This window comes from Paraglaciecola sp. (assembly GCF_030730205.1).
Classification (GTDB): domain Bacteria; phylum Pseudomonadota; class Gammaproteobacteria; order Enterobacterales; family Alteromonadaceae; genus Paraglaciecola.
This window is the reverse complement of the sequence record NZ_JANQVQ010000004.1, coordinates 1-25,854: the sequence shown is the minus strand read 5'-3', so window position 1 is coordinate 25,854 and position 25,854 is coordinate 1. Positions and strand designations below refer to the sequence as shown.

The 25,854-nt window shown below is 43.8% G+C and carries 20 protein-coding genes and 1 pseudogene; 17 read left to right on the top strand and 4 right to left on the bottom strand.

Annotated elements, in window-relative coordinates; translation table 11 throughout:
* Positions 1 to 782: pseudogene (locus tag NWQ57_RS00280) on the bottom strand (Zn-dependent hydrolase); the annotation flags it as partial.
* 224 nt (positions 783 to 1,006) lie between these two features.
* Here NWQ57_RS00280 and NWQ57_RS00275 point away from each other — a divergent pair.
* The gene (locus NWQ57_RS00275) at positions 1,007 to 1,843 is read left to right on the top strand and encodes an HDOD domain-containing protein (RefSeq protein WP_306019896.1); all 837 of its coding nucleotides are present in this window, start codon (positions 1,007 to 1,009) and stop codon (positions 1,841 to 1,843) included.
* Positions 1,844 to 1,910: 67 nt separating this feature from the next.
* Here NWQ57_RS00275 and rdgC read toward each other — a convergent pair whose 3' ends face one another.
* Positions 1,911 to 2,813, bottom strand: a complete 903-nt coding sequence (rdgC, locus tag NWQ57_RS00270; protein ID WP_306019895.1) for a recombination-associated protein RdgC — start codon at positions 2,811 to 2,813, stop codon at positions 1,911 to 1,913.
* 124 nt (positions 2,814 to 2,937) lie between these two features.
* Complete coding sequence (locus tag NWQ57_RS00265; protein WP_306019893.1) at positions 2,938 to 4,659, bottom strand: ATP-binding protein; 1,722 nt, start codon at positions 4,657 to 4,659, stop codon at positions 2,938 to 2,940.
* Positions 4,660 to 4,872: 213 nt separating this feature from the next.
* Here NWQ57_RS00265 and phoB point away from each other — a divergent pair, with 213 nt between their 5' ends.
* The 13 genes from phoB (at position 4,873) to NWQ57_RS00200 (ending at position 22,387) form a co-directional block, all read left to right on the top strand.
* Positions 4,873 to 5,562 carry a phosphate regulon transcriptional regulator PhoB gene (phoB, locus tag NWQ57_RS00260; protein WP_306019891.1) on the top strand — a complete coding sequence of 230 codons (690 nt, stop codon included), beginning with the start codon at positions 4,873 to 4,875 and terminating at the stop codon, positions 5,560 to 5,562.
* 67 nt (positions 5,563 to 5,629) lie between these two features.
* A complete protein-coding gene (gene phoR / locus NWQ57_RS00255) occupies positions 5,630 to 6,937 on the top strand; it encodes a phosphate regulon sensor histidine kinase PhoR (protein WP_306019890.1) in 1,308 nt (435 codons plus the stop codon).
* Positions 6,938 to 6,948: 11 nt separating this feature from the next.
* Positions 6,949 to 7,746, top strand: a complete 798-nt coding sequence (locus NWQ57_RS00250; protein ID WP_306019888.1) for a 2OG-Fe(II) oxygenase — start codon at positions 6,949 to 6,951, stop codon at positions 7,744 to 7,746.
* A 148-nt stretch (positions 7,747 to 7,894) separates the two neighbouring features.
* Complete coding sequence (locus tag NWQ57_RS00245; protein WP_306019886.1) at positions 7,895 to 10,636, top strand: hypothetical protein; 2,742 nt, start codon at positions 7,895 to 7,897, stop codon at positions 10,634 to 10,636.
* 118 nt (positions 10,637 to 10,754) lie between these two features.
* Complete coding sequence (locus NWQ57_RS00240; protein WP_306019885.1) at positions 10,755 to 13,412, top strand: TonB-dependent receptor domain-containing protein; 2,658 nt, start codon at positions 10,755 to 10,757, stop codon at positions 13,410 to 13,412.
* Between the two features lie 215 nt (positions 13,413 to 13,627).
* On the top strand, positions 13,628 to 14,377 hold the full coding sequence (locus NWQ57_RS00235) for a DUF3450 domain-containing protein (RefSeq protein WP_306019898.1): 750 nt from the start codon (positions 13,628 to 13,630) through the stop codon (positions 14,375 to 14,377).
* A gap of 67 nt (positions 14,378 to 14,444) precedes the next feature.
* Entirely contained in the window at positions 14,445 to 15,773 is a 1,329-nt protein-coding gene (locus tag NWQ57_RS00230) for a MotA/TolQ/ExbB proton channel family protein (RefSeq protein WP_306019897.1), read from the top strand.
* Positions 15,774 to 15,777: 4 nt separating this feature from the next.
* On the top strand, positions 15,778 to 16,299 hold the full coding sequence (locus tag NWQ57_RS00225) for a MotA/TolQ/ExbB proton channel family protein (RefSeq protein ID WP_306019884.1): 522 nt from the start codon (positions 15,778 to 15,780) through the stop codon (positions 16,297 to 16,299).
* A 29-nt stretch (positions 16,300 to 16,328) separates the two neighbouring features.
* Positions 16,329 to 16,733 carry a biopolymer transporter ExbD gene (locus tag NWQ57_RS00220; protein ID WP_306019883.1) on the top strand — a complete coding sequence of 135 codons (405 nt, stop codon included), beginning with the start codon at positions 16,329 to 16,331 and terminating at the stop codon, positions 16,731 to 16,733.
* A 6-nt stretch (positions 16,734 to 16,739) separates the two neighbouring features.
* On the top strand, positions 16,740 to 17,348 hold the full coding sequence (locus NWQ57_RS00215) for an energy transducer TonB (protein ID WP_306019882.1): 609 nt from the start codon (positions 16,740 to 16,742) through the stop codon (positions 17,346 to 17,348).
* A 5-nt stretch (positions 17,349 to 17,353) separates the two neighbouring features.
* Positions 17,354 to 18,718: a lipopolysaccharide assembly protein LapB gene (locus NWQ57_RS00210; RefSeq protein WP_306019881.1), complete on the top strand. Its 1,365-nt coding sequence runs from the start codon at positions 17,354 to 17,356 to the stop codon at positions 18,716 to 18,718.
* A 285-nt stretch (positions 18,719 to 19,003) separates the two neighbouring features.
* A complete protein-coding gene (locus NWQ57_RS00205) occupies positions 19,004 to 21,145 on the top strand; it encodes a TonB-dependent siderophore receptor (protein ID WP_306019880.1) in 2,142 nt (713 codons plus the stop codon).
* Positions 21,146 to 21,223: 78 nt separating this feature from the next.
* Positions 21,224 to 22,387: a DUF1624 domain-containing protein gene (locus NWQ57_RS00200; RefSeq protein WP_306019879.1), complete on the top strand. Its 1,164-nt coding sequence runs from the start codon at positions 21,224 to 21,226 to the stop codon at positions 22,385 to 22,387.
* Positions 22,388 to 22,428: 41 nt separating this feature from the next.
* On the opposite strand, the gene NWQ57_RS00195 is transcribed toward NWQ57_RS00200, so the two are convergent.
* Positions 22,429 to 23,313, bottom strand: a complete 885-nt coding sequence (locus NWQ57_RS00195) for a LysR family transcriptional regulator (RefSeq protein WP_306019878.1) — start codon at positions 23,311 to 23,313, stop codon at positions 22,429 to 22,431.
* Positions 23,314 to 23,424: 111 nt separating this feature from the next.
* On the opposite strand from NWQ57_RS00195, the gene nhaA reads away from it, so the two are divergent.
* The 3 genes from nhaA to NWQ57_RS00180 are packed head-to-tail and all read left to right on the top strand — an operon-like array spanning position 23,425 to position 25,709.
* Complete coding sequence (nhaA, locus tag NWQ57_RS00190) at positions 23,425 to 24,606, top strand: Na+/H+ antiporter NhaA (RefSeq protein ID WP_306019877.1); 1,182 nt, start codon at positions 23,425 to 23,427, stop codon at positions 24,604 to 24,606.
* A gap of 58 nt (positions 24,607 to 24,664) precedes the next feature.
* Positions 24,665 to 25,048 (top strand): HPF/RaiA family ribosome-associated protein, encoded by a 384-nt coding sequence (locus NWQ57_RS00185; RefSeq protein ID WP_306019875.1) that lies wholly within the window; start codon positions 24,665 to 24,667, stop codon positions 25,046 to 25,048.
* Positions 25,041 to 25,709 carry a Bax inhibitor-1/YccA family protein gene (locus NWQ57_RS00180; protein ID WP_306019874.1) on the top strand — a complete coding sequence of 223 codons (669 nt, stop codon included), beginning with the start codon at positions 25,041 to 25,043 and terminating at the stop codon, positions 25,707 to 25,709. Before NWQ57_RS00185 ends, NWQ57_RS00180 begins: the two co-directional genes overlap by 8 nt.
* Positions 25,710 to 25,854 lie beyond the last annotated feature (145 nt).

The window sequence follows — 25,854 nt, the reverse complement described above, 5'->3', positions numbered from 1 at the left end:
GCTTCAAATGCTGCGCGGTATCCGAATAATTGGTCTTCATACGTTTCGATAGGACCGATGACTAACTCGATGGGATTGGTTTTCATGTCCATCCAAGCAAAATCTGATGGCTGATAATCGTTACTCAGCAAAGCTTTAGCACGTAAACTTAAATAATTGGCAAAACTGCTGTCTTGTGCCAGGGATGCCGCTTTATTGAGTAGGCTTGCGACTTCGGTAAGTTCAGGTTTAAATATTTCAGAGTAGGGGATAGCCACTAATTTGCCGTTACCATCACGTTGTACCATTGAATATAAACCTTTTTTATCACTAAATTCGGCCTGCTCAAATTCTTCTTTAGTCATATCCTTTGGATAAAATTGAGCTCCCAATGGTTTTTCTTCAGTTGCGGTCAGGAAAGGTGTATCACCCGCTAATCTGTCCCACGGACCATAATTTAGCGCCGCAAATTCGCGGACTTTAGGGTCAGGGATCGACGCTAAAAATTCTGATTTATTATCGCCAAAGGCCTGACGCCAAAATAAGTCGTCCATAATGCTAGCTGCTTGTATCAGTACGCTGAGCATTTCACGCTGTTGGGCGGAATATTGGCTCAAATCACTGGTTAATTTTACTTTTTTATAAATATCTAAACGCTCAGATTGTGCTGCTAGAAGTTGCAAATCTTGAGATGTAGCCGCGCTGGGTTCTTTATCAACAGGGGGCTGCGCTGGACTGCATGCCATTAGGCCCGCAGTAATAAGTGCAATACAAATCTTTTTGGGAATAAATAAAACTGTCATTGTTAAACCTTATTTATCATTTAATGTGGGGAGGCTTAGTGGCTTACAAACGCAATATAACAAAATTGAAAGACGTATCATCTGATATTCCTCTGAATTGCCCTAAATTAGCATTTTTTTAACTTTTTGTTATTTAAAACATAATTGACTAGCGTTACACTCATTGAACAATAATAAACATTCTACAAACCATGGTTTTGTTAAGAATTTGAACAGGTAATTACATGTCTACTGAAAACGCATTGCTGACAATATTGATAGATAAGATCAATAACGATACCTTGGTATTGCCTACCCTTCCTGCTATCGCACTCAAAGTACGAAAAGCGGCTGATAATCCAGACATAAACTTAAATGCAATGGCTGATGTTATCGGGCAAGATCCTTCTCTTAGTGCTCGCATGATTAAGATATCTAACAGTGCTTATTTGGGCCGAACCGTGAAGGTAACCTCTACTTCTCAAGCCGTTACGCGCATTGGCTTACGTCAAATCAAAAACATTGCGACGGCCTTAGCAATGGAACAACTATTTGTATCTAAAAACCCTGTTGTTAAAGCGTACATGGAAAAAATCTGGGCTGATACAATTGAAATTGTTGCTAGCTCTATTGCAGTGCTGCAAGTGCACACCAAAGCGACAAAAAACAGAGCCCTCAATCTTGATTCTATGATGTTAGCTGCCTTAGTCGCCAATATAGGTGCATTACCTGTTTTGACCGAAGCTGAACGTCATGCAGAAGTGTTTGCTAATCCGACGTTTCTTGATGTATCCATCAACAGATTATCTGGGAAAATTGGTGAAGGCATAATGAAAGCGTGGGGTTTTGAACCTGAATTTATTCAAGTAGCCAAAAGCTGGCAAGATCTGTCTGTACAAACTGAAACGATCTCTTATTTAGACCTTATTCGTTTAGGTGCTGTGTTAGCAGGTAAGTTTGACAGTGGTGAATCAGAATTGTTTGAAGCTGCGGTAGCAAAGAAAATTGTACCTAATGTTTCTTTACTCTTGTCAGATGAATTTAAAGAATACCGAGATAGTGCTAAACACGTATTCGGTTAATAATGAGTTAGTCTAAAAAGCCCCGTTTGCAGATTAGCTGCTAACGGGGCTTTTTTGTTAGCATATTTTATTCTGCGTTATTAAGATCAAACATCTCTTTTAAGCGCGCGGCAAAACGTACAATCTCACCCGACATAAGGGCAAAATTAGCATCCATTCTGGCGAGTTGCTGATCTTTGGGAATGTCATCGTTTTGTTCACGCACCACATCGGTAAATTTTAGGCGTTTAATGGTTAAGTCTTCTTGAATCAGCGCAGATAAGGTTTCATCCCACTCTACCGCTAATTTTTGCACGACTTTGCCACCTTCGATATGGTTAATGATCTCTTCACTGCCTAAATCTTGATTTTTACAGCGTAAGATAGCACCGTCTTCTTCTAATGCTTTTAGCTCAGCTTCTTCAAGAATAACAATGTCTTTAGGTACATCTAGGTTTTGTAACCACGCAGTAAGCTGTGCTTGCACCGTTTGGCGGGCTAAAGGAACTACCGGTAACGAGCCAATAGCTTTGCGTAACATGGCTAAAAAGGCTTCGGCTTTTCCATCGGCAGAAGCATCAACGACCACCAAATTATCTTTGGTTGATATAAAACCATGGGTAAAGCTGTTTTTGGTAAAGGCCATGGGCAGTAAACGATGCACAATTTCTTGCTTCATATCTTGTTGGGCTTTTTTGCCAACAGGAGAGCCTGTTTCAGCCTCAATTTGCGCAACTTTTTCTGCTAATTCGGCGTTCACTACCGCAGCGGGTAATATACGCTCTTGTTTTTTTAGGGTAAGCCAAATACGACCTGCAGCGGCATGTATTAAGGTTTGACCACTATTAATAGGTGAAGAAAACCCCATGGTTGCAAGATCTTGGCTGCCACAAGGTCGAAAACTGAATTCAGCTAGTTTGTCTTCAAGATCCTGTTCTGCAATGTCTAAGGTCTGGGTAAGTGCATAAAGTTTTAAATTTTTAAACCACATAATTGTTCCGCTCAGATAACAAAGTCGAATAGCGCACAGAGCTATTACAAAAAAAGGGCAGTGAGACTAACAGTCTTTGCCCTTATTCGCTACGTTGACAATTGATTTTTACGATTTTAGTCGCCTACAAAGGTATGGTAATCAAGTAGCGCAGGCCTTGATTCACTTTACTGAATGCTTCTATGTCGCCTTTCAGTGTTTGGGTGACTAAGTTGTACATGATGTGGGTACCTAAACCGCTTCCACCTTTGCCACGACGGGTGGTAAAAAATGCATCGAAATGACGCTCCAGCGTGCCTTCAGGTAAACCCTTTCCATCGTCTCGGTAGTCGATTGTCAGGGTGTCATTGCTGCGGCTGATATCAATTTTTATCGTACCTTTTATCTTATTCTCAAAAGCATGTATTAAAGAGTTCATGATCATGTTGGTAAATATTTGTGCTAATACACCTGGCGCGCACAATATGATTAAGTCATCTGGACAGTGTATTTCGATATTATGCTGGGTTTTTTTCAAGTTAGGCGCTAACGAATGCACCACTTCGCCTAGATACTGACGAACATTAATTTCCCGTTCTGCTTCGCTTGCTTGATCAACCGCGACTTGTTTAAAACTCGAAATAAGATCAGAGGCTCTGTTTAAGTTATTCGTCAGCAAAGTAATCGTTTGCTGCGCGTCTGTTAAAAAAGAACTCATGGTACTGCTAGTCAGCTTTTTTTCTTCAAAAGCATTTTGTAAATTGACCACGCGCTCTTGTAAAAAGCTGGTTGCGGTTACGCTCACGCCTAAGGGGGTATTTACATCATGAGCAATACCTGCGACTAAACCACCAAGCGAAGCCATTCTTTCTGACTCAACAAGTTGGTCTTTGGCCAATTGCAGCGTGTCCATCGATGTCGCCAGTTCAGAATTACGTTTTCTTAATTCATCTTCGATAAACTGACGGTTTTCGTTCTCTTGGCGCAGCTCGCGCTGATTTATTAATAGCTCATCTTTTTGTTGTTCTAAGTCCAACATAATTTTACTGAGTGTGGCGGTTTTTTTAGCCACTTCTTCTTCAAGTGAAATATTTTGATCATCCAACCTGCGATTGGCTGCTTGCAGATCTGCTTGAGCGCCAGCTAGTTTTGACTGAAAACTGATCAAATCGTCAATCAGATTGTTGTAAGAATTCTGTAATAATGTCAGCTCATTGTCATCATCTACGCTTAAGGCTAATTTTGATGATTCTGGGTCGTCTAGATTAAATTCTGAGATTTGCTGGGTTAGTTCAGTAAGCGGCTTGGTTAACATGTTACGAAAGGCATTCATGAATAAAAACACCAAAAAGGCGGTTTTAATTAATGCATTACCCACTAAGAAAAAGATCCCTACCTCAATACGGCCTAAAATGATGGTGGAGCTAGAGTACAAGGTCACGTCACCCACTAAAGACGTTCGACCTGAAAACTCGAAAATAAGCGGAAAGCCATAGCCGAATGTTCCACCAGCGTGGTCGCGCACCACCCCTTTAGTAATCGGCTCAATGGTTTGCTTAGCGGTTAAGCCTAAGTCAGCAATATAATTGCCATTTTCATCTCTTATTTGCACCCCTTCAACGATGGGTAGCTCCATCAAGCCAGTTGCTATAGACTTAGCCTGAGGCGTGTTTAGCTCCCAAATTGCTCGAGTCAAGCTGGTACTGAAGGTGTTTTTTAGGGTTTGAAGTTCGCTTTCAATATGCCTTTTAGCATTCAAATATTCAGCAAAAACTTGGCCAACGGTAACGACTAATGTCAAGACAAAATAGACTGATAGCACCCGGGCTAATAATCTTTTGGACAAACCTTGTTTAATATTAGCCATCAATAAATCACTTTCCCTAATGGTAAAATAGTGTTCAAAGAATATGCGTTATCTCGTAAATTAACAAGGATTTAGCATATAACAACCTTGCTATAATCTATCGTAAACTTGCATTTAAGTATAAACATTTAAGACTCATTACAGAGACTTTAATAAAAGTGTCACATATACAGCTAATAATTGCCGACTTTGAAGTAAAAGGATCTCAATATAATGGCGAAAAGAATATTGTTGGTAGAAGATGAAGCGCCAATTCGGGACATGCTTAAGTTTGTTTTGGAGCAATCAGGCTACGAGACGATTGAAGCAGAAGATTTTAATATAGCACTGGAACGCGTAGTTGAACCTTACCCTGATTTAATTTTACTTGATTGGATGTTACCCGGTGGTTCGGGTGTGCAATTAGCTAAAAAACTAAAACAGCACGAGTATACGCGGGATATCCCAATCATTATGTTGACTGCTCGTGGTGAGGAAGAAGATAAGGTACGGGGTTTAGAAGCAGGGGCAGATGATTATGTTACTAAACCTTTTTCTCCTAAAGAGCTTATTGCTAGAGTCAAGGCAGTAATACGCCGTGTGACGCCTACGTCAAGTGAGGATATTATTGAATATCAGGGGCTTAAGTTGGATCCTGTGTCACATCGTGTTACCGCGAACGATGCACCACTAGACATGGGCCCGACAGAATTTAAACTCCTACACTTTTTTATGACCCATGCAGAGCGGGTTTATAGCCGCGAGCAACTGTTAGATAACGTGTGGGGCACCAACGTTTATGTAGAAGACCGCACCGTTGATGTGCATATCAGGCGCTTAAGAAAAGCCATATCAGATTTTGGTCACGACAACATGATCCAAACTGTTCGCGGTGCGGGATATCGTTTTTCCACAAAAGTGTAATAGTTCTCTGGCATACTAAGCCAAATATGACAGGCTTAGCCGCCTAACCAAGGAGACGTCGTTAACGATGGAAAAACCGTATCTATGGCTATTCAATATAGTCGCAATATTTGCGCTTTTTGCCTTAGTTGGTGCAGTTGGTAGCTACTTCTCCCATTTTTGGCTGAGTATCAGTCTGCTTGCTTTAGCGATAGTAGCGTGGCAAAGCTGGTTGTTGTTTCAGTTAAATTTGTGGGTTTGGCACAGTAAAAAAATGTCGCCTATTACCACCTTTGGTATTTTTGGTCAGCTCTATCAAGGTATCCACGCTAATCAGTTGAAAAGCCGTCGCAAGCGTAAGCAATTAAGCCGAATAATTAGTTCATATAAAGCGGGTTCTGAAGCTCTGCCAGATGCCGTGGTGATTATTGATCATGACAGTAAAATTGTGTGGTGTAATCGCTTGGCTCGCATTGAGCTAGGTTTAACCTGGCCAGAAAAACAAGCTGGCAGTATTGTTGAAGCGATTAATCGACCTGACTTTACGACCTTTATTACTGGCAAGCGTTTTGATAGCCCTTTAGAGATTCCGTCTCCAGCCAACGGGCAGAAAATATTAGAGTTTAGGGTGGTCCCCTTCGTCGACAATAACTTGATGTTATTGATCCGCGATGTGACTCGCTTGAGTCAGATTGAAAAAATGCGCAAAGATTTTGTTGCAAACGTGTCTCATGAGCTAAGAACACCGCTAACCGTTATTAATGGCTATTTAGAAATGTTGCCTGATGCGGCAGATATGCCACCGCTAATGATGAACAAAGCCATCACAGAGATGCGCACTCAGTCAATCCGTATGCAAACGTTAATTGAAGAGTTATTGCAACTGTCGCGCATTGAAGCGAGCAATGAGCGAACCTTCGATAAGTTAGTGAATGTGCCCCAACTGCTCTGGCAAATTCAATCAGAGGCCCAAGCGCTAAATCGAGATAAACAGCATAAATTGTTTTTTGATATTTCCCCGCGCTTGCGCGTTTATGGGATTGAGTCGGAGTTACGCAGTGCTTTTTCAAATTTAATCTTTAACGCTATTCATTACACGCCAGACAAAGGGGTGATCGAGGTGAAATGGCATGTAAACCAAAACAGTGCACGATTCAGCGTCAAAGATAACGGTGATGGTATTGCTGCTCAGGATATCTCTCGTATTACCGAACGGTTTTATCGCGTTGACAAAGCGCGCTCACGTAAAACAGGTGGCTCTGGTTTAGGATTGTCTATTGTTAAGCATGTGCTGACTCATCACAATTCAAACCTAAAAATTGCTAGTGCTATTGGCGTGGGTAGTGATTTTTCATGTGAGTTTTCTGCTGAATTGACTCACATCTCCAACACGTAGATGTGACATAAATGTTACCTAACAACTGGAATAATTGGATTGTTCAAAACCTCCTTCAAGGTGTGCCTGCGCCAAAGTTGTTGGCCACTTTGTTAGATAACGGTTTTAACTATGAAGATTGTAAAAAAGCCCTTGGCGCCAATCTACCTGCACAACACACTTTTTTTAAAGACCGCGGATTTTATCAGTCGGTTGCCAAGCCTGGCATCTATCAACACCTTGGGCAAATACATGCCATTGAGGTTGAACAAGAGCGGGCGCAACTTATTCAAATTGATGATTTTTTAACAGGCCACGAATGCCAAGAGATTATCAATCTTGTCAAAGGCAAATTACGACCATCAACGGTAACCCAACCAAAAGACGGTGAAGAGGTAAGAACTTCAACCACCTGTGATTTGGCTTTAGTTGGGCAGGGCATCGTTAAGCAACTAGAACAAAAAATACTCAGTACGCTGGCACCTTCCGTCGGAAACGGTGAGTTAATTCAAGCGCAACATTATGCGCTCGGGCAGCAATTCAAGTCTCACACTGATTATTTCGAACCGGGTACTCAAGAGTATCTTAAGTTTGCCAAACAAAAGGGGCAGCGCACTTGGACCTTCATGGTCTATCTCAATCAAGAATGCGAGGGAGGGCAAACCGAATTTCCCTTGTTACAACGTTCGTTTAAGCCAACTCAAGGCAGGGCTCTGCTGTGGAATAACGTGACAAAAACCGGTCATCCCAATCCTAATACCCTACATCATTCGCTGCCAATTACCGAGGGCGAAAAGATGGTCATCACTAAATGGTTTAGAGAGCACTAAGGGGCTCCGTCCAACCCATTCTCTGAGTTTTACAGTCAAATATTAAAGTTTTGTGACGCTGATTATATGTAACAAAACTGTCACACCCTTTGTTTACCCTTTGCGGCGTTTTCATAACTAATAACTTGACTCGCATTCGGAGAGCACAATGGAACTTAAACGCATATTCAAGGCTAGCGCGATTGCAACAGCATTAATTTTGGCTGGCTGTGGCGGTGATATCAATATTACTGAAGGTAACATCGATAACAGTGTGACCAACAACAACACTGGTGGTTCGACTCCCACGCCTACTCCGACTCCAACAGAAACATTGCCAGGTGAGAGCAGTACTTTCCTTTCGACTCAAGTATCAGCCGCGCTTGGGCAAACGGTTGAGGTTCGCACACTGTCTGGTCGCCTAACTGATTCAATGGCCGATAGCAGCGGAAAAATCACCTTAACAAGCGACACCGTATGGGCGCTTGAAGGTGCCGTATTTGTTGGTAACGATAAAGCAGACAGTGTGACCTTAGCTATTGAGCCGGGCACCATTATTTTTGGCCGTAACGGCAGTGATTACCTAGTGGTAAGCCGTGATTCTAAAATTGAAGCACAAGGCACCGCTGCAGCTCCCATTATCATGACCTCCTATTCTGATGTGATAGGCGACCAAGTTGGTGCAGGTCAATGGGGGGGGATGGTGTTGTTGGGCAACGCTAAGTCTAACAAATGCCCTGCAACAGGTGATTGTGCTTTGCAAGTTGAGGGTGTTGAAGAAGGTGCCGTTTTCGGTGGCACGGATGACACAGATAACTCAGGTGTTCTGAAATACGTGGTGGTTAAATATGCAGGCTTTGAAATCGCGCCTGACAACGAATTAAACGGCATTACTTTTGGTGGTGTGGGGTCAGGTACTGAAGTGGATTATATCCAAGTTCATGCTAACGCTGATGACGGTATCGAGTTTTTTGGTGGCGCAGTGAATCTTAAACACGTGGTGTTAACCAGCAACCAAGACGACAGCGTTGACTGGGACAATGGCTTTCGCGGTAAACTTCAATATGTGTATGTTGAGCAAGATAAGTCATCTGGTGATGCCAACCGTGGTATCGAAGGTGACAATGACGGCTCAACGCCTGATGCAGAGCCGCAATCAAATCCCATGATTGCTAACATGACCATCATCGGTAATAACTTTGACGGTGAAGATGATTCCGAAGGCGTTTATTTACGTGAAGGCTCAGGGGCACAAATTTACAATATGGTTGTCACTGGTCCTGCTGGTATGGGTGAGTGTTTTGAAGTTGAAAATTCAACTGAATCACAAGCTAACTTGGCTGATAGCACCATCACTATGTCTAACTCAGTGTTGGGCTGTACCAATGATGAAAACTTTAAGTTTGATGCCACTGGTGTAGACCTCGAAAACTGGTTCTTAAACACTCAAACGGGCAATCGCGTTGCTGCACCCATGCTCAATGCAGACGGCACGCCAATGGCGGGCTCGCCATTATTAACCGGCGCTGCTGATGCTTCTGCGGTGGATACATTCTTTGATGCGACTGATTATATCGGTGCGGTTAAATCAGGTAGCGACTGGCGTGACGGCTGGGCCTTTGGGTTTGGTGGCGGCGATATCAAAGTAGTACAAAGCACCTCTGGCTGCCCAAGTGGCACGATCTCTATCGCCGAGGCTGATGGTACAACGACCACTTGTGAAGTGTCTGGCCGTATTACTGCTGATTTACATTTAACGTCAGGCAACCTGTATGCCTTATCTGGTGCTGTTTTTATCGGTAACGATAATGCTGATAGTGCTACGTTAACAATTGATGCTGGTGTGACGTTGTACGGCGCATCAGGCAACGATTACTTAGTAGTAAGCCGAGGCTCTAAAATTAGCGCGATAGGGACTGCGGCCGCGCCAATTACCTTCACCTCTATTCAAGATGTGCAGGGTTTGAATACTGCTGCTGGTCAATGGGGTGGGGTGGTATTGCTGGGTAATGCACCTTCAAACAAATGTCCAGCTACTGGTGCATGTGCGCTTCAAGTTGAAGGTGTACAAGAAGGGGCGGTATTTGGTGGAACAAATGAAACGGATAACTCTGGCACCTTAAACTACGTTCGTGTTATGAACGGTGGTTACGAGATTGCGCCTGACAACGAGTTAAATGGTATTACCTTTGCCGGTGTGGGCTCGGGTACTGCAGTTGACTACATCCAAATTCACCAAAATGCCGACGATGGAGTTGAGTTCTTTGGTGGTAATGTTGATGTTAAACATTTAGTACTGACGGCTAACCAAGACGACAACATTGACTGGGACAACGGCTACCGTGGTCGAATTCAATACGTGCTAATTCGTCAAGCGCAAGATAATAGCGACGCCAACCGTGGTATTGAAGCCGACAACGACGGCTCTACACCCGATGCACAACCCCAATCTAATCCTACTGTTGCCAACGTAACCATTATCGGTAATACCTTTGACGGTGAAGATGATTCTGAAGGTGTGTACTTACGTGAAGGGACTGGCGCTCAATTAGCTAACTTCATTATCACCGGTCCTACTGGTATGGGGGAATGTTTTGAAGTAGAAAACTCTGCTGAAAGCCAAACGAACTTGGGTGATGGCACAATTACCTTCACTCATTCAGTGGTGGCCTGTGGTGAAAACTTTAAAAATGACACCGGTGCGGTTGACCTTGAAAACTGGTTTTTGAGTGTTCAAGCGGGTAATGCTGTTGCTGCTAACAGCGCTGCAGTGCTTAACGGCATCTTCTCTATCAGCACGGTAACGCCAAAAGACTTCTCTGGCGAAACGTTCTTTGACAACACCGACTTTATCGGTGCAGTAAAAGAAGGTGATAACTGGACTGCTGGCTGGACAGTGGGTCTAGAGTAACCATCCATATTAACTTTCGAATGCGCTACGAGTACGTAGCGCATTTTTGTGTAAGTAGAGACCGCAAGAACCCTTAATTATTGACGGTTTCACCTTTGCTTGTTTTAAGAGGTTAATAATGAAATCACCTGTGCAAAAGTTCCCGTTAAGATGTTTGTCAATGGCCGTTGTTGCTGCCATGACCTTACATGCACCTGTTTATGCTCAGGAACAAGACGAAGAACAGGTATTAGACGAAGTAGTTACAACGGGTACGCGCCTAAAAGGCACCGCGACTGCGGTACTACAAGAAAGAAAAAATCAGGCTTTTGTTGCTGACATCCTAGGTGCTGAGCAAATATCCAGAACCGGTGACAGCGACGCGGCATCAGCCCTTAGACGCGTGACAGGCTTAACCCTCGTTGACGGTAAGTTTATTTATGTTCGTGGTTTAGGTGAACGCTACTCAAGTACCCAGCTCAATGGTTCTGCGGTGCCGAGTCCCGACCCCTCACGTTCGGTTATTCCATTGGATTTATTTCCTTCGGATATTATCGAGTCATTATCAGTGCAAAAATCATTTTCGCCTTCCATGCCTGCAGCCTTTGGTGGGGGTAATGTTGATATTCGCCTAAAAACTATCCCTAGTGATTTTGTGTTTAATATGACAGGAAGTCTTGGCGGAAATAGCGAAAACTTTGATGACGCCCTTCAATACAACGGCGGCAGTGATGATTGGTTTGGTAAAGATGATGGAACGCGTGCTGCGCCGCAAGAATTTGAGGTGCTGTGGCAAAACAAACAATTTTTTAATCGTGAGTTGGGCACCACCGAAGCCAAAGAACTCTTAAAAACCTTAAATCGTGATGTAGATCCGCATATGTCATCTGTTGATCCTGATTTTGGTTTAAATATGACATTAGGTAATATTTACGACTTTAATCAAGATATTAGCTACGGCTTTTTAATGACCGCTGGTTACGACAACAGCTGGAGTGTTGCCGATGAATTCATCGGTGAAGATGCCCAGCGCAACGGTGAAGAAATTCGCTTAGTCCGCTTTTTTGATGAAGTACAAAGTACCGAACACTCCGTTAAATGGTCAGGCATGTTTAACTTCGGTATTGATTACAACAAACAACATCGCATTGATGTTAGCCAAGTCATACTTAATGATACCGTTGACGAAATCAGAGAAAAAATCGGTAACTCAAATAATATTCAATTGAGTGATGGCCAGCGAATTCGTGATATCGAAACGGTTTACGAAGAGCGCCGACTTTACACCACACAGGTAAAAGGCACACACACCTTTACCGCGCTTAACTTTTTAGCCTTTGACTGGCGCTATTCACTGGGGCGCTCTGCTCGTTATGCACCTGCAAATGTCGATGTGCGCTTTATTTTGACTGACGCAAATGGTGATGGTTTGTATGACAAAGTCAACGAAAGCAGCTTAACGAACGCTAAAACCGCCGCCCGTTATCAGTTTCAAGACTTAAACGACCGGGTTGAAAACGCGGGCTGGAATATGAGTTATCCACTGACCCTCGATAAATGGGAAGTAGAGCTAAAAACCGGTGCAGATTTTGTGTCTAAGTCGCGTACTGCAGACAACCGCCGATTTGATGTTAATACCCGTGGTTTTGCTGACAGTTCAGTGCTGGTGGGCTCATCCCTTAACGACATTCTTGGTGATGACGTACTGGATGCTGCCGCGCTAAATTCAACGCCGTTAATCTCGAATACTACTATTGATGGTGATGATTACGCAGCCGCGCAAAAGGTTGACGCGTACTACCTTGAAGCCGATTTGTTTTATAACAATCAATGGCGCATCAGTGGTGGTTTTCGCTGGGAAGACTTTCGTCAAGCTGTTGTGCCTTTTAGGCCCAGCTCAAACCAAATCGATATCGATGAAACCGATCCCGATGCCTTATCCAAGCTGACATTTCAAGAAGACGATATTTATGCCGCAGTAGCCCTGACCTACTTAATGAGCGATACAATGCAATTTAGGTTTAGTTATGGCGATACCGTAGTACGTCCTGATTTGCGTGAAGTGTCGAACTCTACCTACATTGATCCCTTAACTGACTCGCCAGTGCAAGGCACTCCGGGCCTGCGAACCACAGCGATGAAAAATTACGATGCGCGTTGGGAATGGTATCTCGATCAAGGCGATAACGTATCGGTTGGTTTGTTTTATAAAGACATGGCCTCACCCATTGAATCGGTGCAGTCACCTTCACAAGATGGTCCACCGTTAATTCGTATTGCAAACGCTGAAACGGGCGAATTAACAGGTATCGAAGTTGAGTTTTTGAAAGGCTTAGGCTTTTTAGGTGGTGAAGTTTGGAACAGCATTTTTGTGTCAGGAAACGTCACGTTATCTGATTCGAAAATCGTTTTGGATCGTCAAAACATCGTTGAACAAACAGGGGTATCTGCTGCCATTACAAATTTAGAACGCCGTTTAACCGGTCACTCTAAGTATGTGGCTAACTTACAGGTGGGTTACGATGCGCCAAACGGAAATCACTCTGCTTCGCTGGTGTACAACGTGTTTGGTGATCGAATCTTAATCCCTGGTATCGACGGCTTTGATGACAGCTATGAAGCCCCTTTCCATTCAATTGATTTGGTTTACACCTATTACCCTGATTTTAATTCAACGGTAAAGGTAAAAGTCCAAAATGTATTGGATGAACAACGGGAACTTGAGTTTGAAAACACCTTGTTTCGTTCTGAAACAAAAGGAATCGGTTTTAGCCTGTCATATAAACACGAGTTTTAATTGTCATAAAAGTTTAACAAGAGCCGTGCAAGCGGCTCTTGTTGCCGCTTTGCTTCAAATTAGCCATGGGCTTTATGTCAGTCCTGTAATATTTTTGTCACACATTCCTATTATTCTTCGCGCAGTTTTATTGGAGCAGCATCACGCTGTAAAATTAATGTAGGGTTTTAAGAATGAAACGAGTGAGCATATTCACCGGTAAGTTTCGGGCGACAATGGTTGCCGTTACTGTGGCTTCGGCTTTTACCGCTAGTACCAGCTTTGCGCAGGAAGATAACGACCTTAAGCCTGCCGTTAAAACCGCAACTCAAATCAACGAGTCAGCGGCGAATTCTCAGGTCAAAGTGAATAATCTGACTGACCAAATCGACAGCAAATTACAGCAATTTAAAACCATCAATAAAGAAATTGAAGGCTTAGACGTTTACAACAGCCAGTTGCGTAAGCAAATCGCCAATCAAGTGCAAGAAATGGCAGATTTGAACCGCTCCATTGATGATGTCAGTGTTATTGAGCGTCAAATTACGCCTCTTATGATACGCATGATTGATGGCCTTGAGCAGTTTGTTGCCTTAGATGTGCCATTTTTGCAAGAAGAGCGCAGCAATCGTATCACCGACTTAAAAAATATGATGGATCGTGCTGACGTTGCCCCCTCTGAAAAGTTTCGTCGGGTGATGGAAGCGTATCAAGTAGAAATGGATTATGGACGCACCCTAGAAGCCTACGCAGGTTTGCACACCATTGATGGGCAAGAGCGCAACGTGGATTTTTTACGCATCGGCCGTACCGCCCTGATTTATCAAACTCGAGATGGCAGTCTACAAGGTATCTGGAACAAAGAATCTAACAAGTGGGAAGCGCTATCATCTGACTATCGCACCCAAGTGACTAAAGGTTTGCGTATGGCCAAAAAACAAATGGCGCCAGACCTGTTAATGCTTCCAGTTGCCATCACTGATTAAGAGAATGATGAACATGAAATTCACTTTTAAACACACTTGTACCTTAATTTTTGTCTCTGTTTTAAGTATGTCAACGGCCTTCGCCCAAGAGTCAAAAGCCTTGGATTTGGATGCCTTATTGAAGCAGCTCGAGCAAGGTAAATTTCAACAGAGCAAACAAAATTCAGCCCGTGAGCAAGCATTCACCCAAAAGCGCGCTGAGCAAGAACAGATGCTCAAGTCAGCTGGTGCGCAGCGTGATGCCGCGTTAAAAACCTCTGAAAAACTTGAAACTGAATTTGAACAAAATGAATTCAAATTGGCCGATTTAAATGGCGCTTTGGATAAACGCCTTGGTTCATTAAAAGAATTGTTTGGCGTACTGCAGCAGATTGCGGGTGACACCAAAAACAAATTTTCAAACTCGGTTATTTCAGCGCAAATTGAGGGCCGTTCTGCGTTTTTAGATGGCCTAGCCCAGTCAATGGGTACCAGCTCTAAATTAGCATCCATTGAAGAAATCGAACGTGTGTGGTTTGAAATTCAACGTGAAATGACTGAATCTGGCAAAGTCACTCGCTTTAACCGCGATGTGGTTGAGGCCGGTGGCGCCAAAGTCAATAAAGAAATCGTGCGAGTTGGGCCATTTGCTTTAGTTGCTGATGGTAAATACCTCGATTACGAAGGCGAAACGGGAACGGTAAATGAACTGATTCGTCAACCCGCTGACCGTTACTTAGATAGCGCCGCAGCCTTACAAAAGTCAAATGGTGAGTTAGTGCAATTTGGTTTAGACCCTACCGGTGGCTCGATCCTTGGCTTATTAGTACAAGCGCCAAGCTTAGAAGAACGTGTGCATCAAGGTGAGCTTGTGGGTTATATCATCATTGCCGTCGGTGCTGTGGGTATATTGGTCGCGTTTTGGCGTTTCTTTGTGCTAAGCAGCATTACTGCCAAAGTGAACCGCCAATTAAAATCTGACACCTTTAAGAGTAATAACCCGCTTGGCCGCGTTATGCAGGTCAAAGACAAGTATCCCGATGTTGATACAGAGGTGCTCGAGCTGCATTTAACCGAAGCTATTTTAGGCGAAGTACCAAAATTAGGTCGCTTCTTGACCTTAGTAAAAATGATTTCGGTCGTCGCTCCTTTAGGTGGCTTGTTAGGCACAGTGACCGGTATGATCGTGACTTTCCAGCAGATTACTTTATTTGGTACCGGTGACCCCAAAATCATGGCGGGTGGTATTTCATCAGCACTTATTACCACCGTACTGGGTTTGGTGGTGGCTATTCCTACTACCTTGCTTTACGCATTATTAAGCACTCAAAGCAAAAACATCGTGATGATTTTGCAAGAACAAGCCGCAGGCGTTATTGCCGAGCGCGCTGAAAGACACGCTAAAGCAAAGGCCTAAGACCATGTTTGTTGAGATCTTTGAATCAATCCGAGACTTCACCGAAACCGGCGGCACTGTGCTGCTGGTTATTGGTGGCCTCATCTTTGTGATGTGGATTTTGATACTGGAAAGGATCCTCTACGTGTCATTTGGTCATAAACAATTAAAACGCCAAACGATCGCACAGTGGAAAAACCGCAGCGACCGCACCTCTTGGAATGCAGAACAAATACGACAAGCGATGATTTCGCGTATCAGCCTGAAATTGCGTTTTAGTTTGCCGATCATCCAAGCCTTAGTGGCGCTTTGTCCGCTGCTCGGCTTAATGGGTACGGTCACCGGTATGATTCAAGTGTTTGATGTGATGGCCATGTCAGGTGGCGGTAACGCTCGGTCAATGGCTGCAGGTGTATCGCAAGCGACGGTGCCCACTATGGCGGGTATGGTTGGCGCTTTGTCGGGTGTATTTGCCTCAACCTGGTTAACGCGTTTAGCCAAAACTGAACGCATTCATTTAGAAGACGCATTAGAAATTCAACGCTAGCGCTGGGCGCCTGCTGAAAGGTAAATACCATGAAACAACATTTTCAAAATTTAGTAGAAGAAGAAGAAGCCACAATCGATATGACACCCATGTTGGACGTCGTATTTATCATGTTGATCTTCTTCATTGTGACGGCGTCTTTTGTCAAAGAATCGGGTATTGACGTCAATCGTCCTGAAGCAGCGACGGCAGTGAAAAAGGATCGCGCCAATATTTTGGTTGCCATCAGTGACAAAGGTGAGATCTGGATCAACAAACGGCGTATCGATGTGCGTGCGGTACAAGCCAATATTGAACGTTTAAAGGCTGAAAACCCACAAGGTTCCGTGGTGATCCAAGCAGATAGAAAAGCCAACGTTGAAACCTTAATTAAGGTGATGGATGCCTCCCGTGCAGCCGGTGTGTTTGATGTTTCTATTGCGGCACAAGAGTAGCAACACATGTTAAGACTGCTTTTATCTATTTTCCTGGCTGCGCTAATCACGCTTAGCTTGTTTTTGTTAATGCAAGCTTTGATCAAAAGCGCAGACCAAGAACTAAGCGAGCCACCCGTTGGTTCGGTGCTTGATTTTGTGCGCTTAAAACAAGAAGAAGCGGCGCAAACTAAGGATCGTAAACCCCGCAAACCACCGCCCCCAAAGGCGCCACCACCGCAAATGGAACAGCCACAGATGGAAGCAGCCAATCCCAATACTGCCACCAGTGGTATGGACTTTGGTGCTGATGTGACCGCAGATTTAGCCTTAGACGGTGGCCTGGCCTTGGACTCTGGTGACGGTGAGTATTTACCTATTGTTCGGGTTGCTGCGGTGTATCCTCGCCGAGCATTGCAACGAGGCATTGAAGGCTATGTGGATCTAGAATTTACCGTAACCAAGCAAGGCTCAGTGCGCGACCCTAAAGTGGTAGCTGCGTCGCCAGAGGGCATTTTTGAGCAAGCCGCCATGGATGCCGCCTTAAAATACAAATATAAACCTCGCGTAGTTAACGGTGATGCTGCAGAAGTGTCAGGGGTTGAAGTACGGGTTACCTTTGAGATTGGGGGTTAAGAGTCATGAATAAAGCAAAGCTAAAAAATACAGTCAAAGCCATCAGCGTTGTTATGGGATTAAGTGTGTCGATACTGGTTGCAGGGTTTTCTACGGCCTCTTTTGCCCAAGAGAACGGCAACGAACGTAAAACGCAGCGAGTACCAACCTTACGTGGCAAAGTGTATGAGCAACTTTCTCGGGCGCAAAATGCGGCTGATGCGGGTAAACCCAAAGAGGCTTTTTCAATCCTGGATGAAGTGAAAGATAAAGCCAGTTCGATGAACAGTTATGAATTGGCCATGATGTATAACTTTTATGGCTTTATTCACTACAACCTAGAGCAATTTGACGATGCCATCGCTTCGTTTGAGGAAGTGGTAAAACAACAGCCTATTCCTACCTCATTTGAACAGGCAACGTTATTTAGTCTGGCGCAATTGCATATGATGCGCGGTAACTACGATAGCACCATTGAATTTATTGAAAAATGGGAAGCGATACAAAGGCAGGTCACGCCAGGCGCTGACATACCGGCAAAAAACCTTGTTTTAAAAGCGCAGGCTATGTACCAAAAGCAAGATTATGCCAAGGCATCAACTTATATTAACGCCGCGGTTGAGCAGCAAGAAAACAGTGCAGAGGGGTTTCAGGTAGATGAAAACTGGTATGTCTTGCAGCGCGCCGTGTACTTCGAACTCAAGCAGCCAGAGAAAGTGAAAGATGTATTATTAAAGTTAGTTAAGCAGTATGAAAAGCCTGCTTATTGGATCCAGCTGGCGGGTATGTATGGTGAATTAGGTGATGAGAAACAACAACTTGCCTATATGGAAATTGCTTACCAAATGGATTACATCGCCACGGGTTCTGATATTTTTAATTTGTCTCAGTTGTATTATTACCATCAAATTCCTTTTAAAGCGGCTTTATTAATGGAAAGCGGCATGCAGCAAGGTAAATTAACCAAAGATGAGCGCAATTTAACCTTCCTTGCTCAAGCGTGGAGTTTTGCTAAAGAAAACGAAAAAGCGGTTCCGGTGATGATGGCCGCGGCGAAATTGTCAAAAGACGGTGAGCTTGATTCACAATTAGCCCAAACCTACTTGAATATGGAAAAGTGGCAATTGGCCATTGAGTCATCCCTAACTGCGCTTGAAAAGGGTAATCTACGCAATGAAGGGACAGTGCATTTAGTCTTGGGTATGGCGCATTTTAATCTGGGTGATTATGCCGTGGCGCTAAATGAATTAGCTGAAGCAGAAAAGCACACGAGTAGCCGAGGTATGGCCAAGCAATGGCTTAAGTTTGTGCAAACGGAACAGGCCAGCACTGAGCGCTTACAAGCTCAACTGGGGAGCTCGGAACCCAGCGGCAACACCTATTTGCCCTAACTAAAAAGTCAAGGATACAAAAGCAGCTTCGGCTGCTTTTTTCGTATTGGTCAAGTGGCGCGATAGGCGCTAATAAACAAAGCCTGCTCACATTTTAGAGGGGCTTACGTCGCGATTTCTTATAATACTTGTGTACGGGCGAGGGTAACTAGGGGCCGTTTACTATCCTGTTACGTGCAGTTTGAACCCTAAACATCATTTTCTAAGCTCAAGGTCATATTTTTATTTATCTTGATATTGTTATGTTATAACATTTCTTTATGGTTGGTTTTTAGGAGCTAGAAAGTGAAGTTATATAACAAGGTGATCGTCACAACACTGAGTATTGCAGGGACAAGTGTTTCATTCTCCCTTGTTGCAGGGCCAAAAGAAGGCGAGGCTGACCTTGGTTCAGCTCCCATTGAAAAGATAGAAGTAGTGCAGCACAGACAACCTTTTCGAGGGGATATTCCACTAAAGGAATTACCTCAATCGATACAAACTATCTCGAGCGAACGGCTGCTTGATGCAGGCATCACTGACTTTCAGTCATCACTCAGCTTGAGTAGTGGTATCGCAGCGCAAAACTCCTTTGGTGGCTTGTGGGACAGTTTTGCCATTCGTGGTTTTGCCGGTGATGAAAATTTGCCCAGCGGCTACTTAATCAATGGTTTTAGTGCTGGTCGGGGATTTAGTGGTCGTCGAGACACGTCAAATATTCAAAGTATTGAAATACTAAAAGGGCCAGGCTCGGCTCTATACGGCCGCAGTGAACCTGGTGGCACCATCAATATACTCACAAAAAAGCCCGTTTTCAGTGAGCAGGGTTATTTACAAGCTTCAGTGGCAAGTTATGATAACTATCGTGTAGAAGGCGATTATTCCAACGCGTTAAATGAGCAACTTGCCTACAGAGTAAATGGCGCTTACAAAGACGCAGACAGCTTTAGAGACACGATAGACAGCCAAAGCTTATCTTTGACACCTTCCATATTATTCAAACTTTCCGACACCTTGCAGCTAAATTATGAGCTAGAGTTTTTGGACCAAGAAACCCCATTTGATCGTGGTATTGTGGTGCTGAACAACGACTTTGATACAGTGCCCCGAGAGCGATTTTTTGGTGAGCCAAATGACGGCCCTATGCAAGTAAAAGCCCTTGGCCACCAACTCACCTTTGAGCAAAAATTCAATGAAAATTGGGATATGTTGTACGGTTTTGGCTATCGAACTTCATCATTTGACGGCTATTCCACAGAGGTCGAATTATCTACAGGCCGACAAATTCTGTATTTGGACAACAAAACGGTTTCTCGCCAGAGACGATACCGAGATTACGATGCAAGGGATTCATCCGCCCGTTTCGAACTCAGTGGGCATATTCAAACAGGGGAACTTTTACATCATGTGCTCATTGGTGCAGATGCCTATGATTATAGCCTCGATCAAATTCAACAGCGCTGGCGCAGTACCTGGGGGGGACAAGATAGCACTTACTCTGTTAACCTTAATTCTCCTGTTTACGGACAGGCTCAGCCTGAGGTAAGCCCCAACACCGATAGGCAAGAAAAACAAAGTGCATTTGGCGTTTACCTGCAAGATCAAATTGACCTAAGTGCCCATTGGAAAATGTTGGTGGGCTTTCGTTTTGACAAATTTGAGCAAAATCTGCTTGATCGTTTACATGCGAGCAAAGAGGCGCAATCGCAAACTGCCACCAGTCCAAGATTGGGGCTAGTTTATCAAGCCTCAGCAAGCTATTCCCTGTACTTGAGTTACTCTGAGGGTTTTAGACCCAATTCCGGCACTACTTCTGAAGGTAAGGCGTTTAAACCCGAACACAGTCAATCCTATGAAGCAGGGATTAAATTTGGCGACGATGCAACAGGTTTCAGCGGCACGTTTGCGATGTTCAAAGCGCAAAAATCTAATATATTAACTGCTGAGCCTAATGGTAGTGGCGAGTCTTTTGCCCTTGGAGAAGCACAAAGTCAAGGGCTTGAACTTGACTTGCAAGCCGCCTTAGGCGCTGATACCAGTTTACACTTTGCGTATGCGTACACAGATGCTCAAACAGGTAACGACATGGTGAATTTGGACTGGGGTGTCACGATTCCTAGAGGGAGTCAGTTAATTAATATTCCTAAAAATAGCGCCAACTTAACCTTGCAACACTTTACTCAACTGGGCGGCTACTACGCTAAAATCGGCACAAGTGTCAATTATGTAGGTGAACGTTTAGGTGACACTATCGAGCCGAACTACATCTTACCTAACTACACAACAGTGGGTGTTTTTACCTCGCTTAATATAAGCAATAATTTGGTGGCAAGTGTCAATATAGATAATCTATTTGATGCAGAATACTTCGTTAGCTCTTACTCAGCCTTGTGGACCATGCCGGGCACTGCACGCACGATTCAAGCCAGTCTTCGTTATGAGTTTTAATGCTCTTTGTGGATGACATTTGTTAAATGCAAAGTGGTCGGGTAGTGGCCGCTTTGCGTATTCTATTTAGGTTAATTTATGGATATATCGCTGCAACTTACTCAAGAAAATATCAAAAAACGTATAGCCTCTATCGATATTGTTAGAGGCTTGGTGATGCTCCTTATGTTGGTAGACCATGTTCGAGAGCGTTTTTTTTATCATCAACAAGTGTCTGATCCAATGGAACTAGATACTACCAGTCCTCAACTGTTTTTCACTCGCTTATCGGCGCATTTTTGTGCCCCAGTTTTTGTGTTTTTAAGCGGATTGTCAGCGTGGTTATACGCTCATCCTGCCAATAAGCCTCAACGTTCACCTCGTGGATTTTTATTTAAACGGGGTGTGTTTATCATCTTTATTGAAATAGCTGTCATCAATTGGTTGTGGATGGGCAGCTATGAGACGTTATGGCTACAAGTTATGTGGGCTATCGGGATAAGTATGCTGGTTCTATCTTTAGCGAGTGCTTTACCTTACAAACTTATTCTCGCTATTGGCTTACTCATCGTGGCAGGGCACAACGCGCTAAGCACTATTCATTTTGCACCCAATGAGTGGGGATACACGATTTGGACTATTTTGCACGATCGCGGTTTTATCTACACCAGTGAGCATTTTAAAATAAAAGCCTCGTACCCTGTGTTACCGTGGATTGGGGTAATTTTGTTGGGGTATTGCATGGGGCCATTGTATTCATCTGTTGTGGCTAGCGCTAAGCGAAAACGTATTTTGCTACTGGCTTTTGCTGGCGCGTGGTTTACCTTGTTAGTCTTGCGTTCATTCAATCTGTATGGTGAAACATTGCCGTGGTCGGTGAGTCTTGATCCCTTCTTAACTGTTATGTCGTTTCTCAATTACACTAAGTATCCACCGTCTTTGGATTTTATATTGCTGACCTTAGGCGGCTTGTTTCTTGCCCTGGCATTGCTAGAAAATGCAGATAATGCGTTCACCAAAGCAATTGAAACCTTTGGCTCTGCCCCAATGTTTTTCTACATTGTGCATCTATTTATTTTGCTCGTGGGATACGAAGTGTTACTTACCACACTAGGCCCTAATCAGGGCGAGTTATTTGCAGTGGATCATGTATGGCAAATTTGGCTCATTGCTATTGGCTTAGCTTTACTGCTGTTTTTGCCTACAAAAGCTTTTGCTCAATTCAAACATAGCAGTCGATCGAACTTGATTAAGTACTTTTAAGGCTGCGCCCTCAGCTCTGCGGCTTAAACGCAGAGTTGCGGCTATTTAGTTTGGTTAAGAAGATGCTGCACAATATCGCTTTTACCGGTGCGGTCTGTACAAATAGCGTAGTACCGTTCAGTAATGTCTAGAGTTTCACCAATGCAACTGACCCCATAACGCTGACTGATGTGCTCAGCAATGCTGCTTGGGGCTGCAAATACTCCGTGGCCTTCTTGACCAAACATTTTCAGCAAGGCGGTGTCGTCGAATTCGGCGACAATTCTAGGACTCATTTTTAAGCGTTCAAACCACGCTAATAAGTTGTATTTCATTGAGGATTTCTCACCCGACATCAACATGCCCGCGTGTTGGAGTGATTGCGGAAAGCCTTTGCGTAGGACTTCGGCTTGACTGTGACTGGCGAAAAAGCTTAAGCCCGACTCTCTTAGAACGTAGCCGTAGGCTTTGATATTACTGCCAGGTATTAAGTTACGATCGGCAATAATCAGGTCGAGTTTATTAATGGCTAAATCAGCACACAAGGTATCAAACTCGCCTTCCTTATAGATAAAGCGGGTTGAATCAAACTTTTTGCTGGTGGAGTGAATTAAGTCAAATGCCAATACTTTAGGCACAGCATCAGTAATGCCTATGGTAAAAGTACGCATGCGTTGCTCGCGTTTTTCTAGCAACATATCTAGTAACTCATGGCCTGAGGCAAAAATCTCTTCTGCGTATTCATACGCGACTTTTCCTAGCGAATTAAGAAACAATCGCTTGCCTATTCGATCAAATAAGGCGGTTCCCAAATAGCTTTCAAAGGTACTAATTTGACCGCTAACCGTTTGCGGTGTGACATGCAGCACTTCTGCCGCTTTAGCCACACTGCCTTCTCTAGCGGTCACAAAAAAGTAGTACAAATGATGGTAATTGAGCTGCGCCATTTTAGTCAGATATTTCCGATGTAATCGTAAGTTATAATCGACTATATCTTATATTGACGTCATGGCAAGCTTGCCTCCAAATTATATTGCGCTTCACAGGAGTTAGGTTTTATGGGGCATTCGATTACGGCATTGTTTAAACATGAAGCCGCTGGTGGGGTTATTCTTGTCGCGGCGGCTTTGTTTGCGCTCATTATTGCAAACAGCCCTGCCTTTGGCTTATACCAGATGGTATTTGACATGCCAGTCACCATTAGTATTGGTGCCTTTAGTATCGATAAACCCATGCTGTTGTGGATCAATGACGGCTTAATGGCCATCTTTTTCTTTTTAATTGGTTTGGAAGTCAAGCGAGAAGTGCTTGACGGCCACTTAAGTTCGCCACAAAAAGTTGCCTTGCCCGCCATCGCCGCAATTGCAGGTATTATGGTGCCCGCTTTATTTTATGCCGCGTTTAACTATCACGACGCGGTTACCTTTAAAGGTTGGGCAGTGCCTGCGGCCACTGACATTGCTTTTGCCTTAGGTGTATTTAGCTTATTTGGTCGAGCCTTACCTATTACCCTTAAATTATTCCTTCTATCGGTAGCCATTTTTGATGATATCGGCGCCATCATTATTATTGCGCTTTTCTACTCAGCTGATATGTCATTGCTCTCTCTAAGTGTTGGTTTAGCGGGCCTATGTATTCTGTTTTTATTAAATCGTTTCAATGTTGCAAAACCTGCCGCTTATTTAGTAGTGGGCGTTGTCGTGTGGGCGGCAGTCTTAAAGTCTGGAGTGCACGCTACCTTAGCTGGTTTCGCTATTGCGTGGTTTATTCCTTTGAAGCCCACTTTTGATGGCTCAACTCAAAGCTCAAGCTCTATGTTGCTAAAATTAGAAGAGGGTTTGCATACCTGGGTGGCCTTTTTAATTTTACCCGTGTTTGCCTTTGCTAACGCAGGGGTGAGGTTTATTGATGCAGACGTTATTTTAATGCCAGTGGTCATCGGCATCATCGCAGGTCTATTTGTGGGTAAGCAGTTGGGTATTTTCGGCGCCTGTTGGTTAGCCGTAAAACTCGGTGTGGCTAAATTGCCCGCGGGCGTTACGTGGTTGCAGGTGTATGCGGTGTCTATCTTGTGCGGTATCGGTTTTACCATGAGTTTGTTTGTAGGCTCTTTGGCTTTTGAGGGCTACAGCTCTGAATATCTCGATAGTGTCAAAATAGGGGTGTTGAGTGCGTCCTTACTCTCAGCGTGTTTGGGTGCTGTGATCATATCATTGGCCCGCAAAAAGCAGGAGCAGTAAGCTGCAATATAGAACGATTTCTAGAAACTTTGTTTTTTAACTGAAAGAGGGTGTTGTTATGCAATTAAATATTCAGGCACAAAATCTAAATATCAGTGAGCAATTGAAGGAAGAATTTAACCAAAGAGTTACTGCTATTTTCGAGCGAACTCAGCAAAAAATCCGGAAGGTTAGCGTCATTTTCAGTGATGTAAACGGCCCTAAAGGAGGTGAAGATAAGCAGTGTCGTGTGCAACTTGTTTTGTTTGGTTTACCTACGGTCAATGTGGTTGCTAAACAAGCCAATTTGCACAAGGCTTTAGCAAGAGCGCTAAGTGTAGCTAAGCGCACTCTTAGACGGCGTTACAACAAACTGCGCAAAGTCGAGCATGTCTCTGTGCGGCAATTATCTCATGGCGAATTAAGTTTAATTTTAGATCAATCTGGAGTGTCATATGTCTAGTCAAATGCAATTTTCTCACACTGCTACTGGTAGAGTGGAGGTAGGCAGCGTCAACAAGGTGCTGCGTAATACCTACGCTTTATTAGCAATGACCTTATTGTTTAGTGGTCTTACGGCGAGTTTGGCGGTAGTTTTGAATATGCCACCACTGGGCCTATTACTTACATTGGGTGGGTATTTCGGCCTGTTGTTTTTGACCCATAAAACCCAAAACTCTGCCGCTGGTCTCCTTAGTGTCTTTGCGTTGACAGGATTTATGGGGCTTACGTTAGGGCCATTATTAAGCGCTTATTGGGCTGGGGCGCCTACTGTAGTGATTAAAGCAGCGGTAACAACAGCTGTGGTGTTTGTTGGTCTATCAGCTTATGCCGTCTTTAGTAAGCGAGACTTTTCCTTTTTACGTAGCTTTTTGGTGGTTGGCATCATCGTTGGTTTTATATTGGGCCTGACTGCCTTCTTTATGGAATCAAGCGCTTTATCATTGGCGGTTTCAGCGATGTTTGTGCTGCTGATGTCTGGCTTAATCTTGTATGAAACCAACAACATAATAAAAGGCGGCGAAACCAATTATATTATGGCTACGGTTAGTCTTTTTGTGGCTATTTTTAATTTGTTTACTAGCTTATTGCATCTACTTGGTGCCAGTGGTGACTCAGAGTAAGGATGCTTTTCACGACAAGGCGAATGCTATCAATTCTGAAGTATCTCGCTCGTCATGACACATTAAAAGTGGATAAGCTATTTCCCCCAAGGTGCATTAATATTCAATAAACCCACTCAGTAGTGGGTTTATTGTTTGTCTGCCT